The 16,280-nt window shown below is 61.5% G+C and carries 13 protein-coding genes; 4 read left to right on the top strand and 9 right to left on the bottom strand.

The genetic code is table 11. The features are described from left to right. The first annotated feature begins 63 nt into the window (after positions 1 to 63). A complete protein-coding gene (locus B9Y51_RS05510) occupies positions 64 to 2,541 on the top strand; it encodes an HAD-IC family P-type ATPase (RefSeq protein ID WP_085529086.1) in 2,478 nt (825 codons plus the stop codon). Positions 2,542 to 2,870: 329 nt separating this feature from the next. Continuing rightward, complete coding sequence (locus B9Y51_RS05505) at positions 2,871 to 4,982, top strand: glucose PTS transporter subunit IIA (RefSeq protein ID WP_085529085.1); 2,112 nt, start codon at positions 2,871 to 2,873, stop codon at positions 4,980 to 4,982. 80 nt (positions 4,983 to 5,062) lie between these two features. On the opposite strand, the gene B9Y51_RS05500 is transcribed toward B9Y51_RS05505, so the two are convergent. The 3 genes from B9Y51_RS05500 to B9Y51_RS05490 form a co-directional block, all read right to left on the bottom strand. After that, positions 5,063 to 5,521, bottom strand: coding sequence for an acyl-CoA thioesterase (locus tag B9Y51_RS05500; protein WP_085529084.1), 459 nt, complete (start codon positions 5,519 to 5,521; stop codon positions 5,063 to 5,065). A gap of 84 nt (positions 5,522 to 5,605) precedes the next feature. After that, positions 5,606 to 7,624 (bottom strand): GH25 family lysozyme, encoded by a 2,019-nt coding sequence (locus B9Y51_RS05495; RefSeq protein WP_085529083.1) that lies wholly within the window; start codon positions 7,622 to 7,624, stop codon positions 5,606 to 5,608. A 173-nt stretch (positions 7,625 to 7,797) separates the two neighbouring features. Next, positions 7,798 to 9,204 carry an amino acid permease gene (locus B9Y51_RS05490; protein WP_048681404.1) on the bottom strand — a complete coding sequence of 469 codons (1,407 nt, stop codon included), beginning with the start codon at positions 9,202 to 9,204 and terminating at the stop codon, positions 7,798 to 7,800. Positions 9,205 to 9,359: 155 nt separating this feature from the next. Here B9Y51_RS05490 and B9Y51_RS05485 point away from each other — a divergent pair, with 155 nt between their 5' ends. After that, positions 9,360 to 10,226, top strand: coding sequence for an MBL fold metallo-hydrolase (locus tag B9Y51_RS05485; RefSeq protein ID WP_085529082.1), 867 nt, complete (start codon positions 9,360 to 9,362; stop codon positions 10,224 to 10,226). On the opposite strand, the gene B9Y51_RS05480 is transcribed toward B9Y51_RS05485, so the two are convergent. Next, the gene (locus B9Y51_RS05480) at positions 10,223 to 10,987 is read right to left on the bottom strand and encodes a queuosine precursor transporter (RefSeq protein ID WP_085529081.1); all 765 of its coding nucleotides are present in this window, start codon (positions 10,985 to 10,987) and stop codon (positions 10,223 to 10,225) included. The genes B9Y51_RS05485 and B9Y51_RS05480 overlap by 4 nt on opposite strands. A gap of 135 nt (positions 10,988 to 11,122) precedes the next feature. On the opposite strand from B9Y51_RS05480, the gene B9Y51_RS05475 reads away from it, so the two are divergent. Then, the gene (locus tag B9Y51_RS05475) at positions 11,123 to 11,938 is read left to right on the top strand and encodes a hydroxymethylpyrimidine/phosphomethylpyrimidine kinase (RefSeq protein ID WP_085529080.1); all 816 of its coding nucleotides are present in this window, start codon (positions 11,123 to 11,125) and stop codon (positions 11,936 to 11,938) included. Between the two features lie 91 nt (positions 11,939 to 12,029). Here the strand turns inward: B9Y51_RS05475 and B9Y51_RS05470 are convergent, their stop codons facing one another. The 5 genes from B9Y51_RS05470 to B9Y51_RS05450 form a co-directional block, all read right to left on the bottom strand. Continuing rightward, positions 12,030 to 12,704, bottom strand: coding sequence for a TetR/AcrR family transcriptional regulator (locus tag B9Y51_RS05470; protein WP_048681617.1), 675 nt, complete (start codon positions 12,702 to 12,704; stop codon positions 12,030 to 12,032). Positions 12,705 to 12,778: 74 nt separating this feature from the next. Further along, entirely contained in the window at positions 12,779 to 13,135 is a 357-nt protein-coding gene (locus tag B9Y51_RS05465; protein ID WP_085529079.1) for a type II toxin-antitoxin system VapB family antitoxin, read from the bottom strand. A gap of 48 nt (positions 13,136 to 13,183) precedes the next feature. After that, positions 13,184 to 13,975 (bottom strand): heme ABC transporter ATP-binding protein, encoded by a 792-nt coding sequence (locus B9Y51_RS05460; protein ID WP_085529078.1) that lies wholly within the window; start codon positions 13,973 to 13,975, stop codon positions 13,184 to 13,186. Further along, positions 13,966 to 14,967, bottom strand: a complete 1,002-nt coding sequence (locus B9Y51_RS05455; RefSeq protein WP_085529077.1) for a FecCD family ABC transporter permease — start codon at positions 14,965 to 14,967, stop codon at positions 13,966 to 13,968. The genes B9Y51_RS05460 and B9Y51_RS05455 overlap by 10 nt, the downstream gene beginning before the upstream one ends. An 83-nt stretch (positions 14,968 to 15,050) precedes the next feature. Then, a complete protein-coding gene (locus B9Y51_RS05450; RefSeq protein ID WP_085529076.1) occupies positions 15,051 to 16,274 on the bottom strand; it encodes a heme/hemin ABC transporter substrate-binding protein in 1,224 nt (407 codons plus the stop codon). Positions 16,275 to 16,280 lie beyond the last annotated feature (6 nt).

The following is a 16,280-nucleotide window of genomic DNA, read 5'->3' as shown; positions in this document are numbered from 1 at the left end:
CCCCGTCTGCCGGGCCGGCCCCCGTAAGCTGGAAGCTGTAAGCCGCAACCCCCGAGGAGAACGATGCCCGCTGCCCGGCCCCAGGATGCGACGCTCGAGCTTTCGCGAGATGACGCCCAACTAGCTCGCACAGGTCTCACCTCGGATGAGGTCGCGTCGAGAACGGCACGCGGGCTGACGAACCACCAGCCGAACACCACCTCACGCAGCGTTTGGGCCATCGTCAGAACCCACCTCTTTACACTCTTCAACCTCACGCTGGGGGCTTGTGCCGCGGTCATCATCGTCCTCGGCCGCTGGCTCGACCTCCTCTTCTCCCTCGCGGCTTTGGCCAACATCGTGATCGGCTTCGTCCAGGAATTTTCCGCAAAACGTCAACTGGACAAGATCGCCCTGCTGCGTCAAGACCCCGCACGGGTCCTCCGCGACGGCGAGATTGTTCAGGTCACGCTCGAACAGATCGTCTTGGACGACGTCCTCCTACTCTCTCGTGGCGATCAGGTCCCCGCGGATGCCGTGGTCTTGACCGCGGACGGGCTCGACCTCGACGAATCCCTTCTGACCGGGGAAAACGACCCCGTCGTCAAGCAGCCCGGTGACAAGGTCTTCTCCGCGGCGTCCGTGGTGGGGGGATCCGGGCGCGTGCGCGTGACTGCCGTCGGCGAGCGCTCCCACGCCTCCCGATTGGCCAAGGAAGCTCGGCAATTCGCCCCCATCAATTCAGAATTACGGGCCGCGACCGAGCGGGTGGTCACATGGATTTCTATCGGGCTGATCCCCATCATCGCGATCGTCCTGAATGGTCAGATGCAAGCAGTCGGTGGTTGGCATCATGCCTTCGAAACCGGAGAGTGGCGCGATGCTCTCGTGGTCGCCGTCTCCTCGGTGGCGTCCATGGTGCCCCAGGGGCTCGCGCTCATGACGACGATTTCCTTCGCGGTGGCCGCTGTGAAGTTGGCCCGAGCCGAGGTTCTGATCCAGGAGCAGCCGGCCGTGGAAGTCCTGGCTCGGGTGGATACCGTCTGCTTCGACAAAACGGGAACCCTCACTGAAGGCGGCGTGACCTTTGATCAGGTTCATCCGCTGGCTGGTGGCAACGAACTCACCGAGTCCGCACGGGAGGCCCTCGCTCACTTCGGGCACGATCCTCACGCCAACCCCACCGCAGCGGCTCTCGCCCCCGCGTTTGAGACCACGTCAGGCGTCGAGCCCAGCGGGCGCCTCGCCTTTTCGTCAGCGAACCGTTTTTCTGGCCTCGAATTCGCCTCGTCTGGGGCTTGGCTCCTCGGAGCTCCTGAAGTCCTACTCGATCAGGGCCCCGCTTTGGACCGGGCGTTAGAGCTCGCGAGCCAGGGTATGCGCACCATGGTGTTGGCTTCCGCGGATGCCTTGATCCGCGACGACGACGAACGGCCCGTCCAGAAACTCCCCGACCGGTGGGAAGCCGTCGCCCTCTTGACCTTCCGCGAGCAGGTCCGTTCTGATGCCGCGGAGACGCTGGCCTATTTCACCGAACAAGGCATCGACCTCAAAGTGTTCTCTGGGGATAACCCGGCCACGGTGGCGGCTGCGGCGCGTTTGGCCGGCATGGACCTTCAGAACGACGCCGTCGACGCCTCCGCACTCCCCGAAGACGGCGATGAACTCACCGAAGCCGCCCTCAACCACCACGTCTTTGGCCGGGTCTCTCCACACCAAAAAAAGAACATGGTCACCGGCTTGCAGGAGCGGGGACGCGTCGTCGCCATGACGGGCGACGGCATCAATGACGCTTTGGCCCTCAAGCACGCCGACCTCGGCATCGCGATGGGCAACGCTGCCCCTGCCACCAAGGCCGTATCCCGTTTGGTGCTCCTCGACGGCAAGTTTTCGCGCCTCCCGTCGGTACTCGCCGAGGGCCGAAAGATTATTGCCAATATCGAGCGAGTCACCAACCTCTTCCTGACGAAAACGACCTTCGCAATCATGATGGGGCTGGCCCTGGGCCTGTTGGCGTGGACGTTCCCCTTCCTGCCCCGCCAGTACTCGACCGCCGACCTGCTGATGATCGGTGGCCCCTCGTTCGTGCTCACCATGTTGCCCAACAATCGGCGCTACGTCGGCGGGTTCCTGCGGCGGTCGTTGCACTTTGCGGTGCCCAGCGCCGTCGTCGTGACCCTCTGCGTCGTGGGGATCAATTACTACGCCAAGTTCTTGGCTCCAGATGGCATGCCGCCGACCCGAGACGTTCAGACCGCCAACTTCATCGTGTTGGTCCTGGTAGGCCTCTGGATTCTCTGCGTCGGGTCGCGCCCGCTCTCGGCGGCCCGCTGGACGCTCCTGCTGGGAATGTACATGGCCTTGGTGCTGGTCCTACTGATCCCCATCTCCCTGACGTATCACCAGTTCACGCTCCCCGGCCCTCAGCTACTTGCGGCGGCGCTCATCATCGCCGCCGTTGGGAGCGTACTCATCGAGATCAATTTCTGGGTCCACCGCCGGTGGATGCGTCAGCACCAGCCCGTGGCCTTCCGAGCTGGAGTGGCCTCTGGGGAGGTCTAATCCGAACCGCACGTTATAACAAAGCCGGCTCCCTTCAAACCTGGTCTGATAAGTACCGTTGCGCAGGTTATAACGTGCGAGTAGTATCTTCAGCGGTTCGGCAATCAGCGCCGGACCTTCAGGGTTGTTACTGACACAGCAGGCAAGACCTGAGTCGCGCCATCGGCATCGGCCGATGGTTTCATCGCGCACCTGGAGCGGCACGTTCGCCCGGAACCCGCGTAGGTAGGCACCGTCTTCGAGCGTCCTCCCGATGAAACCTCGCGACTCGGGTCTTTTTTTGTGTCCAATTCCGGCTCGCGGGCCGGAGGATTCAACGAGGAGTCATCGTGGATTATCAAAAGACGGCACGGTCCGTCTTGGCGGGCCTGGGTGGGGCGGACAACGTCGCCTACTTCACGCACTGCGCAACGCGCCTTCGGGTCACGCTCAACGACAAGAGCAAGGTCGAGAAGTCTGCCATCGAAAAAACGGACGGCGTCTTGTCCGTGATTGAGCAGTCGGGCCAAACCCAGGTGGTCATTGGCAACGAGGTCGCTAACGTCTATGACGAAATGGCCGCGCTGCCCGGAATGGCCAAAGACGAAGGACAGGGTGGCTCGAGCGCCGCGCAAAGCACCAAAGGCTCCAAGGGCGGCGTCATCACGCGCATGTTCGACGTCCTCTCCGACTCGTTCCGCCCGGTCCTGTGGGCCCTCCTCGGCTCCTCGATGATCCTCACCTTGATCGTGCTGCTGCAGCAGCTCGGAGTCTTCGGCCAATACACAAACTTCGCTGGCCAGGTGGTCAACGTCGACCTCGTCAACGGGCCCAAACTGGGTGACGACGCCGCCAATTCCGCGATGCTCAACGATTGGCGCGCCCAATTCCCGTTCTGGTTCATCCTTCTCGGAGCGGCCCTGTCCGTTCTGAACTTCATGCCCATTTTCATCGGTGCAACCGCGGCCAAACGCCTCGGCGCGAACATGTGGGTTGGTGCGGCCATTCCGGCGGCCCTCATGACGGATGCTTTCCGAGGCTTGGCCACCATGGCCGACGGCGCCGACCACATCACGCTGTTCCACATCGGCGAATGGGGCGTACCGCTCTATCTGTTCAATTACACGGGTCAGGTATTCCCGCCGCTCTTCGCCGTGGCCGTGTTGGCTCCGCTCGAGCGACTCCTCAAGAAGATCATCCCGAACATGCTCCACATGGTCTTCGTCCCGATGATCTCGATCTTGATCATGGTTCCCCTGACCGCTCTGGTCATCGGACCGATCGGCGTCAACCTCGGTTTGGGCATCTCCAACGTCTTCCAATGGCTCAACGGCATTAACCCCGCAATCGTGGGCGTCGTCGTCGCCGGCGCGTACCTCTTCATGGTCCCGCTGGGCCTGCACTGGCCGTTGAACGCGGTCATGATCTCCAACCTCTCGACCCTCGGATACGACTTCATCCAGTCCCCGATGGCCGCCTACAACTTCGCCGTCTTCGGCGTGGTCACCGGCGTGGCGATCCGCGCGGCCAAGGATAAGGAACTCCGCCAGGTGGCAACCGGTGCCGCCATTTCAGGCCTCCTGGGCGGCATTTCTGAGCCCTCGCTCTACGGTGTGGTTCTGCGGTTTAAGCGAGTCTTCCCGCTGATCCTCGTGCCCGCGATGATCGCCGGTGGGCTGATTTCCTCCCTCGGCGTGAAGTCCTACGCATTCGCGTTCACCTCTCTCCTGTCCATCCCCGCGATGCAGCCCGTGCCGCTCTTCGCAATTGGTCTGGCCGTCGCGTACTTCGGCGGCATGGCCGGCGTCATCATCTTTGGGTTCCGGTCCAAGGCTCAGCGCGAGGAAGATCTGGCCAAGCAGACCGTCCCCGCGGACGAGGTTCCCACCGAGGAGAAGACCCAGGCCGGACTCGCACAGTCCGAACCGGCAAGAACTCCCCAACACTCGGCCGCACACGGAGCGGCCCCCGCTGGGGCAGCCGCGGCGACGGCCACGTTAACCAACGAGGTGACCGTGGGATTGCCGTTGGAAGGAACCGTCGTTCCGCTCAACGAGGTCCCCGACCCGATCTTCGCCGGCGGCAAGCTCGGTCAGGGCGTCGCGGTACGCCCCACGGCCGAAACCGTCGTCGCCCCAGAAGGTGGAACGGTCATCGCAACGCCGTCCTCCGGGCATGCCTTGGGTCTGCGCCTCGATTCCGGCGTCGAGTTGCTCATTCACGTGGGAATCGACACCGTGAACCTGCAAGGCCGCGGCTTCACCGCGGAGGTCTCCAAAGGTGACGTGGTCCAGGCCGGCCAGAAGCTGCTGACCTTTGATCGTTCCGTGATCGACGAGGCGGGCTACGACGCCATCACGCCCGTACTCGTGACCAACACGTCGAAGTATCAGAGCGTCACCGCCACCGGATCCGGCCCGCTGTCCCTCGGCGATCCCGTGATCACCGTCGTGCCCCGGTAGGCTCAGCGCACGACGACGGCCCGGCACTTCCCGCGTGGAGGTGCCGGGCCGTCGTCATTGCCTGAAGATCCGGGAGCGGGCTATGCTTCCCCGGTCGCCTCATCGAGCAAACGCCGTTGACTGGCGGAGACACGGACGATGCGCCCCTCGGGCGCATTGTAAAAAGCCAGCACCGTGGAGGCGTCCACGCATCGCTGACCGGTTTCCCCGTCGAAGATTCGATACTGAACCGAAATGCTCGCGGCGGTAATCTTATCCACCCATACCTCGACCCGCGCAGGAGTCCTGCAGTACGGAAGTGGCGCCCGATACTTGACGTGGTTCTCGGCGATCAGGGCCTGAGTGCCCTCTGGTAGATGGTTAAACAGCGGGATGGGGGCATCGACTCCCTCGGTCCCGGGTGCCGCCGGCGGCGGCCCAAAAACGGCGATGCGCGCCTCTTCCATGATGCGTACGACGTGAACGTTATTGACGTGGTGGTACGCGTCCATGTCTCCCCAACGCAGGGGAATTTCCACGGTGACTTTGCGAGAACTCATACATCAAGACTAGTCAGGCCTCTACGAATGCGGGACGCCCACCGTCACAACGTTGGGCGTCCCGCGGGATGGAAAGGCGAGGGGCTAGCTCGCCTTCGTCAAGGTTTTCCCGTTGGAGAAGGTTTGCGTGTACTGCCCGCCCACGGCCTTACGGTCCGTCGTGGGATAGCCGTAGCCCCGCTCGTAGCCGGCGCTCATCCATTCCTTGCCGATCTCGCCCCAGGTATAAACGGCGTGCGTCCCGGTGCCGATGGGAGTCCAATACACCGTGTACCCGTTGGAATAGGTTTGAAAGCAACCGCCGTTCACGAGCCCACACACTTCCTCGGTCAGAGGGTACCCGTAGGTCCGTTCAAAACCGGCGTTCATCCATTTCTCTCCAATGGCACCACGGGTGTTCACGGTATGAGCCCCATTGCTATTCGGCGTCCAATACACCGTCTGACCATTCGAAAACGCCTGGAAACAACCGCCACCGATCAAACCACACTGCTCATCATTCACCGGATACCCATAACCCCGCTCATAACCAGCCTGAATCCACTTCTGACCAATCGCACCACGAGTCTTCACCGTATGAGCCCCATTGCTATTCGGCGTCCAATACACCGTCTGACCATTCGAAAACGCCTGGAAACAACCGCCACCGATCAAACCACACTGCTCATCATTCACCGGATACCCATAACCCCGCTCATAACCAGCCTGAATCCACTTCTGACCAATCGCACCCCAGGTGAAGACCGCGTGTGCGCCACGACCGTTGGGTGCCCAGTAGATGGTGTACCCGTTGGAAAAGGTCTGATAACAACCCCCGCCGACCAAGCCGCAGGTTTCGTTATTGACGGGCTCCCCGTATTTGGATCTATTACCATTCCAGAGTCCGCCAATCGCCACATTCAGTTTGACGAATCTTCCGTTGGCGGCCGTGTAGGTATCCGATGCTGATCCGCCTCCACGGTTACCTTGCGGCCGGTAATTGGCATTGGTCACGTAATCCCTCAAGCCGGCTGAATCACCGTTGAAGACGTTGGAGTCGCCCGAGTAAGGGCCCGTCGATGAATACTGCCAAATGTCATACGTGCTCCATCCGGCCGGCATGGGCCCCGGAGTGGAGGAATAGTACGCGATGTGCAAAGGCATCGAATTGAAGAGGGTCGTATTTCCCGTGCACATGGACCACCACGAGGAGTTGGTGTAAATCGTGGGATAACGGCCCGTACGGTTTTTATATTGTGTGGTGAACGATGAAATCCACGCATTCATCTGGGCCGTCGACATGTTAAAGCAAGAATCGCCCAAGGATTGATACGGGTTGAACTCGACGTCGAGCAGGCCTGGCAGCGTACGGCCGTCTGGGGTCCAACCGCCACCATTATTGACGAAGAAATCGGCCTGTGCGGCTCCGGATGAAACGGAGGGCAACGCGAAGTGGTAGCCGCCGCGGTACATCCCCGCACTGGTCGCGCCACTGTACTGGGAAGAAAACTGCGGCGAAACATACTCCATGCCCTCGGTCGCTTTGATCGAGGCAAATCGAGCACCATTGGCGTATTCGGAATTCCAGTTGACGTTGTCCTGCCAACCGGAGACATCCATGCCTTGAACGCCAGTGCCGGCGGCCGCAGCCCCCGTCACCGATTCCTTCTCAGTGCCGGCGACGGCGGCCGAGTGATTCGGGTCCACGGCCTGCCCCGTCTTAGCCTTTTCCAGATCCTGCGCCGCCGATTTCAGGGAGGCCGAGGAAAGATGGCTGGTCGATTCCAGAGGTTTGCTCCCCTGCCCCAACGTGGCGCCCGGATTCGAACCGCCACTGCTGGGCGGCGTCGTGCCCAATGCCGGTTGCGTCAACACGTCAGTTTCGGGAACCAGCTTCTTGACGTGGTCGTTTTCACGACCGTTCGTGATGGCAGCGAGAGACGATGTCGAAGTGCCCGTCACCGTGGCGTCCGCTGCAGAAGACGGCTGTGTGGGCGAGGCGCTGGGTTGAGGCGCGGCAAGCGACGGCGCTTGAGCGGCCAAGAGACCAAAGCACGCGAGCGTGACGACGGCGATTTTCCGCGCAGTGGTGCGGCCGGAGGAAACCGGGCGGGTAAAACTCATACTGAAGGATTCCCTACAATTCAGGATTCACTCAGCAGCACACAATGGGCTGAAGGCAGCGACATGTGTACGCGTGAATGATTGCGAGTGAGTGCGGGGAAGGATTCCCCGCACTCACAGTAGCCCGGTTTGTTTAATTCAGCTATGAATTTTAGGCATAATGAAAGTGCTAGCTATCCTTCGGCACGAGCAATTTCAGCTTCATCAAAGGCATCCTGCTCGTTTCCGACGTGACGACGAACCACGACGAAATACACCACGGTCAAGAAGGCGTAGCAACACAACGCGACGACTCCAGGCAAGCGCATGTCCTCGCTGGAGAATACCGCCAATACAATCGCCAGCAATCCCAAGATTCCGACGACGGCCATAGGAATTCCGCCCAAAAGCCGGAATTCGGAGGTGGCACCAGCTTCTCGGCGATACCTGATGTACGAGACCAAGATCAGCATCCACACCACGAGGATGAAGGTCGTAATCACGGACATCATGATCATGAAAACGTCCTCCGTGACCAGTGCGAGGACGACCACCACCAGAATTCCAAGGCAGGAAACCGCCAGAGAACCCAGGGGAATACCTCGCGACGTTGTCCGCTCCAACGCGCGAGGCGCCATACCCTGGTGAGAGAGCGAGTGCATCAGGCGAGTACCCGCGTACACGTTTGCGTTCGCCGCAGAAAGTGCGGCAACCAGAACAATGAAGTTGATGACAGCGGCCGCGGCGGGAATACCAACGTCCGAGAAGACCATCACAAAGGGACTCGAGGAAAGATCTCCGGTAGCCGACGCCGCTGACCACGGCATGATCGCCATGACCACGAACAATGCCAGAACGTAAAACGATGCCAGGCGCCAGATCGTCGCCTTGCCCGCGCTGCGAACCGAACGGATGGGGTCCTTGGCCTCGGCAGCCGAAATCGAAATCAGCTCGACGCCGCCGAAGGAGAACATCACCGCCGCCATACCGAGCCAGATGGAGCTGGGCCCGTTGGGAAAGAATCCATGTTCCGTGAGATGCCCCAACCCTTCGGCCGGATGATTCGGCAGACCGAAGAACACGATCAGCAAGCCGATCAAAATAAACGCGATCACCGCGATGACCTTGATTCCCGACAGGAAAAATTCGACGAGGCCAAAGGACTTCACGCTCGAAGCATTCAGGCCGACGACGATCACCGCGAACACCACGATGCCAACCCACAACGGAAGCTGCGGCCACCAGAACTTCAGGTACGTCGCCACAGCCACGAGTTCGGCACCGGCCACGCAGACCGTGGTGGCCCAGTAGGCCCAGCGGGTCACAAAACCGCCGAAGGCACCGAGGTACCGACCGGCCATCGTGCCGAACCCTCCGCGAACCGGATACTTAACGGCCATTTCACCGGCCGCGCACGCAATGATGGCCGCGATGACGGACCCAATGGCGTAACACACGATGACGCCCGGTCCTGCAATGCCAATGGCAGCGCCGGATCCGAGAAACAGCCCCGTTCCGAGCGCCGAGCCAAGCGCAATCATGGTCATCTGCTCGTGCGATAGCGAACGAGTCAGCGACCCTTGTGTGGAATTTTTTCCCATAGAACCTTCTAGCCCCTCAGGCAGAATACGAGTGAATTGACCACAATTATCACCCAATGTTCAGCCGTTACGCACACTGCCCAGTATGCGGACGCACGGGGGTCATCGAGATCTTCGCTGGCCTACAAACCCCGGGTATGTGGTGAACTAGTTCCATGAGCGCATCGTCGAACTTTGAAGCCGCACCGCACAGCGAGGTTTCCCACACGTGGGTTCGCACCAGTCAGCACACCGCGTATCTCACGGTCGACAATCCCAGTTCCATGACTCTCGAGGGCACCAACACGTACGTCGTCGGTGTTCTCGGCGAAAACTTCCCCCCGCTCGGCGACGAGGAAAAACCACGGGTCGTGGTCTTGGATCCTGGACCAGATTCCGCCGAGCACGCTCAAAGAATCGTCGACGCCGTGGACGTCGACCTCATCGTCGTTTCCCACCGGCACAAAGATCACACCGGAAACGTGGACCGTCTCCACGAGCTCACCGGCGCACACGTTCGGGCGTGGGATAAAGACCAATGCCGAGACGCGCTCCCTCTCCAAGACGAGGAAGTGCTCAACGGTACCGGCGTGGAGATCAGCGTGTGGCACGCCCCCGGTCACACCTCCGATTCCATCGCCCTCAGCATTTTCGACGACGGCGTCATCATGACCGGAGACACCATCCTCGGCCGCGGCACGACGATGCTCGACTATCCCGACGGCGACCTCGAGGATTACCTCGACACCCTCCGAGTCTTCAAAGAGGAACCGGGGTTCACCGTGCTTCCAGCTCACGGTCCCCACGGCGAGTTCCTGGAGGAAGCGTGCGACCGGCTGCTGGAACACCGGCTGACCCGAATCCACGACTTGCGGCTCCGCCTCAAGGCGGCCAACGACGATCTCGGCCCCTCCGCGACTGCGCTGACCGACGACATCTACGCTCACGTGCCCGACCAGGTCCGCGGACCGGCCTTGAAAACCCTCAAGGCTCAGCTCGCATACCTCATGGACATCGGCGAGATCGCCGGCTTCACCGACTAGCGGGCTGTGTGACTCGGCACCACGGGACCTGCCGGGAATGTTGGCTCATGGCGCTTGAACCACCCGATCACCGGGTACGTGATCGGTAGCAGGACGACCTCGATCAAACACTTGTAGAAGTAGCCGACGAACAGGTAATTCACGAAGTCGCCGAACTCTTGAATCCCCAGGATGGGAGCGGCGATGGTGCAGAAGATCAAGGTGTCGAAGAACTCTCCCACCAGGGTCGACGCGATGAGGCGGATCCACATGTACCGCTCACCGGTCCACTTTTTCAGCAGAGCCATGACCCAGGCGTTGAACAGCTGGCCCACGAGGAATCCGAGCAACGAGCCACCGATGATTCTCGGGACCGGCCCCAGCACTGCTTCGAAGGCCGACTGATTTTCGTAGAAGTCCGCGGCCGGCAGGATCATCGTCAGCCAGAAGCTCAGCGAAGCCAAGGCCCCGGCGACGAAACTCGCGATGATCGCCCGCCGCGCGGCCTTGAATCCGTACACCTCGGTCACGACGTCGCCCAGAACATAGGCGAGAGGGAACAGGAAGAACCCGCCGTCGGTCAAGATCGGTCCAAAAGCCACGCCCTTGGTGGCTCCGATATTCGACAGGATGAGGAGCACGCAATACAGCGCCAGCAGAAGGTCGAAATACGTTCGGGGGCGCTGAGCATACCGGGGTGCGTGCGGGAGCGTTGTCGGAGCATCGGCCGGCATATCCGGCGTCGTTGGCGCAGGCTCACGGCGGGATGGGGTGGAATTCATGAAGGTCACCAATCTGTATTAACGCGGCCTTTGCGAGGGGCCGTGGTTCGACTGTTTGAAGGGCGAGATCGACTCGCCGGGCCCGTCTGCCACCCGAGCCGTGAAAATCTTACCTGGCGGTTGAATAATAGGGGGATGACTACGACCAATGAACATCCCGTCGCGATGACTATCGCAGGTTCGGAGGCCACCGGCGGCGCCGGAGCCCTCGCGGACATCAAGACCTTCCAGGCGCTCGGCGTCTCGGGTTGCCTCTCGCTCACGTGCATCGTCGCGTTCGATCCGCAGAACGATTGGGGCCACCGCGTCACGCCGATCGATCAGCAGACTCTTCAGAATCAGCTCGAAGTTAACACCACCGTCTACGAGCTGGATGCCGTGAAGATCGGCATGCTCGGCTCCCCCGAGACCATTCGTACCGTCGCGGAAACTCTCCGCACGGCTCGACCGAAGAACATCGTGCTGGATCCGGTGTTGATCTGCAAAGGCCAGGAACCGGGAGCCGCCCTGGACACCGACCGCGCACTCAAGTCCGAAATCCTCCCGTTGGCGGACTTCGTGACCCCGAACCACTTCGAATCCCTGTCACTCTCCGGGATGGATGACATCTCGACGGTCGAGGACCTCAAAGAGGCGGCCCGCCGCATTCACGATGCATCCGGGGCGGTCGTTCTCGCCAAGGGCGGCGTTCGGCTGGACGGCGCTGACGCGATCGACGTCTTTTACGATGGCACGACCCTCGAGGTTCTCTCGGCACCCAAAATTGGGGATGTTGCCGTCGCGGGCGCCGGTTGCTCTCTGGCCGCCGCCGTCACCGCGGAACTCGCAAAGGGCCGCACGCCCCTCGATGCGGCGCGCCAGGCCAAGCAGTTTGTGAGCCAAGGTATCGAGGAACGGATCACCTCTCACGCTCCGTTCGATTCCCTGCGGCAGATCAACCAGGCCTCCTAGGGCTCCCAGCCTTCGGCTGCCTCCTCTGACGCCCGGATTAACGACGTCGCCCCACCACACGCCGTGGTGGGGCGACGTCGTTAATTTCAGCCTAGGAGGCCACCGGTCGAAGCACCGGCTCCTTCAGCTCGTCCCGGTATGCGGCCACGGGTCGGCCCTCGGCGTCGAATTGGGCTCCGAGGCCCAATTGAATGAATTTCGTGGTCTGACGAATCCGCTGATCGCGCTCGGCTTCATCCTCGTTCTTACCGCGGTCTGCGGCCGAGCTCAACGAGCCGTGCACTAATTGTGCCAGCTCGGTGATGTCCGATGGGGCGAGGTAGCCCTGGTCGATACATGCCCTGAGAATGCGCGCCAAAACCGCCTGGAGCTCACCGACGTGGTGGCCCAACTTTTCGAAAGACTCCGGTGAGAGCACCGACCTCATGGCAGGTCCGGGAGGAAGATGCCGGCGGGACATGTCTTCGATCTGCATGCGCACGTAGACCGCCAGTTGGTCGATGGGGTTGATGACGCTCGTCAGCTCGTGACGTAGATCGTTGATGAACCGCTCGGTCTCATCGAGGGCATAAGCAACCAGGAGTTCGCCCATGTCGGCAAAATAGTTGTACACGGCGGTCCGGCCGATTCCCGCGTTCTTAGCAACGTGGGTCATGGTCAGACCGGTGAGGCCGCGGGTGTAGAGGAGTTCCCCAAAGGATTTCAGAATCGCGTTTTGAGTGTTCTCCCGCTGAGCGGCGTTAGAGGCGGCGGAAATACGAGGCATGCTGACAGTATACGCACGGGTGTCACCAAATACGGTGCTCACCTGCAAGATCTCAGGCATCTGCCAGGGGACGCTCAGCTCTCCTGACCAGGGCTTTGATCCCCATCAGTCTCATTTTCAGCACACCTCAGGCGCGCATCCAAGTCCAGAATCCGCGCGTACATGATGGGCCTGTGTTGCAATGCTGTTCTCAGCGCTCGGTGGACCCCCTCCTCCAGATACAGTTGCCCATTCCACTGAACAACGTGGGGAAATAAGTCGCCGTAAAAGGTGCTGTCCTCCCCGAAGAGGGTGGAGAGGTCGAGCATGCGCTGAGTCGTGATGAGGCGGTCGAGACGCACCTGGGTCGGCGCAATAGTTCCCCATTCGCGCTGGCTCGTGAACGAATGATCGGGATATGGCCGAGACTCACCAACCGCCTTAAAGATCATGTCGTCAATCCTAAACCCCCACCCGCCCGAAACGAGCGATGCATCACATCATTCGCGCAGGTCATCCCCCGATTCGCGGACGGGCAGGACCATAAGCCTCCCACTCACGGGGTGGTGCATCACGTCGATCGGCCAGCCATAAACACGGCTCAGCCGCTCCGAGGTCATGACCTCGGCGGGAGACCCTGAAGCCACCAATCGCCCTTGGGAAAAGAGCACCACTCGGTCGGCATAGGCTGCGGCGAGGTCGAGATCGTGCACGACGGCCACGACGCCTGAACCGGCATCCGCCAACTTCCGGCAGGTGCGCAACGTACGTTCCTGATGCCTGATATCTAGAGCCGCGGTCGGTTCATCGAGGAGCACGAGAGGCGTCCTTTGAGCGAGGACCCGCGCGAACTGTGCCCGACCGGTCTCACCTCCCGAGAGGGTGGTGATGTCGCGGTCCGCCAACGAGATCGTCTCCGTCTCTTGAAGAGACTCATGAATCACGACGTCGTCGTCACCCTGATGTGTGGTGTTTTTCCACGGGGTACGTCCCATGGCCACCACCTCACGCACGCGATACCCAAAACTGACGTACGTGGTCTGCGGCAAAACGCTTCGGCGCCTCGCGAGTTCGCGCGGTGATCCACCATGAACCTCTCGCCCCTCGAGCCGGACCGAGCCTGAGTCCGGGCGCAGATCCCCAGCGATCACGGAGAGGATCGTGGATTTTCCGGCACCGTTGGGTCCAATGAGGGCCATCACCTCTCCAGACCGGACCTCAAAGGAGACATCGCGCAGGATGGCACGGCCTCCCACGGTGAGACCAACCCCGTCAATCTCCACTAGCTCCATGCGGCTTCCCCCTGTCGCAGGGAACGTCGTAGCAGCACGAAGAAAGTGGGGCCGCCGACGAGTGCCGTAAAGATGCCGATCGGTAGATCGGCGAAGGGCACCACTGTTCTGGCAGCCACATCAGATGCCGCAATCAACAAGGCCCCACCCACCGCCGATGCCGGGATCAGAATCCGATTCGATGGCCCCAGGGCAAGTCTCAACACGTGGGGGACGATCAGTCCAACGAATGCGATGATCCCCGAATGAGCGACCGCGGTTCCGGTGAGGATTGCCGTGCACGCGATGGCGATCCCGCGGAGGCGCTCTACATGAATACCTGAGTGCTGAGCAGCCCTCTCCCCCAAAGCGAGGAGGTCCAGCGAACCGGCGATGCTGAGGGCTCCGACCAAGCCGATGGCCACCGCTGGAAGCGATGAGGCGACGGCGGTCCAGGTAGCACCGTTCAAGGAACCCATTTGCCAGAAGACGATCTGGTCTCGCCCTGAGCTATCGGCCATGAACACGAGCATCGCGATCACGGCATTGGCGACCGCGGTGACGGCGATCCCCGTGAGAATCATGGCGATGACCCCGGCCCGGCCATCGGTTCGAGACAACCAATACACCACCGCGGTGACCCCCAATGCCGCAACGAAAGCGAAGAGGGGAACCGTGAAGATTCCCGCGATGGTCGTACCGAGAACGATGGCAACACAGGCCCCGACAGCCGCACCCGCCGAGATGCCGACCACTCCCGGCTCCGCCAATGGGTTACCGAAGACGGCTTGCATCATCGCGCCTGAGGCACCCAGAGCCATCCCGACGACGAGGCCCAATACGATCCGCGGAAAGCGGACGTTCCACAGGACGGAATCGCTCAAGAGATCGCCGCCCTCAGGAGCTCCCCCACTGAATTTCCTGGCGACGGCTCGAATGACGTCCGAAGCCGGAATCTCGAACTGCCCAACCATCGATGAAAAGACAGAGACACCGAGGACGCCGAACATCATGAGACAGACCACCGCGGCCACTCGTACTCGCCGAGAAGGCCCACTCCCTGTCCCCCGAGACCCGGGGGATTGTCGTCCACGAATCACGGGTTCGGCCGAGCTGACGTGGTCGTATCGGGAGCGTAGATGGCCCGGGCCAGTGAGAGCAGTACCGCCGGCGCATTCGGCCCAAAGGAAAGGATCTGACCGTCGGCCATGTCCACGATGCGCCGATTCTTTCCGGCCGTCGTCTCACCCATCCCGGGACGTGACGCCAGCCCGTCAACGCCACCGGCTGATTCGACACCCTTACTCATGGCCAGAATAAGGTCGGGGTTGAGTGTCGCCAGAGCCTCGCTCGTCGCAGGTTTGATGTCTTTCACGCCGGCCTCACCTGCGGCATCGACGCCTGACAGGGCCTTAATCAGGCCGTCGGCTCCGGATCCTTGGCCCAGAATAAAGAACACTCCCGCAGTACCGCGGACATACAGGAACGCGATCGAGAGCCGTCGGTCGGCCTCCTGAGGCGCGACCGAGGCAATGGCCCGCTGAACCGAATCGAGTTCCTTCTGAACGCGCTCTCCCAGACGCTTACCGGATTCGGGAACGCCGAGGGCCTGGGCAACCTGCTGTATCTGTGGAACCACAGTATCGATGGAGCGATCCGGGCTGAAGTGAACCACGGTCACTCCGGCCGAACGCAGTTGCTCGGTGACTTCCCGCGGTCCGTTGGTGGTGTCCATGAGCACCAACGTCGGACGCAGGGACAGAATCTTTTCGACGTTGAGGTCGTGCCCGCCCTCGGTGACCACGGGAAGGGACGACAGAGAACTCGCGGTCGATGAGGTCACCCGGCCCACCAAGCGATCTCCCAGGCCGAGCCCTATCACGGTATCGGCCAAGGTCCCGTAGATGTCGAGGGCCAGTATGCGTGAAGCGTCGGCAACTTTAACCTGAGTTCCCTGCTCATCCGTGACGGTCACCGGTAGCTGCGGTTTTTGAGGGTCCTCAAGGGGTTGCACTTCTGGGACGCTCGCCGCCGTCGTCGGACCTTTGACGGTGTGAGGGTCCGACACAGCATGGTCGGTGAGCTCTTTCTCGAGCTTCGTCAGTGGGGTGGTTGTCACGGAGGCCTGAGCGGAGGGCTGGGCCTGTGAGGGGGCTCCGTTGCCCTGCCCGCAAGCGGTCAGCATCATCGTCGCGGTCAGGACGGCGGCCGTCAGGCTCGCGAAAGCACCACGGCGTCTGGTGTGCGACAACGTGGACCGCCCCGTCAGACGAGCGAAGCGATGAGGGTGATGTCGCACATGTGGGGAAAGTCGTTTCATGGGGTT

The organism is Kocuria massiliensis (assembly GCF_900169715.1).
GTDB classification, from domain to species: Bacteria; Actinomycetota; Actinomycetes; order Actinomycetales; family Micrococcaceae; genus Rothia; species Rothia massiliensis.
Note: the sequence above shows the minus strand (reverse complement) of the source record. Positions and strands in the feature narration are given on the sequence as shown.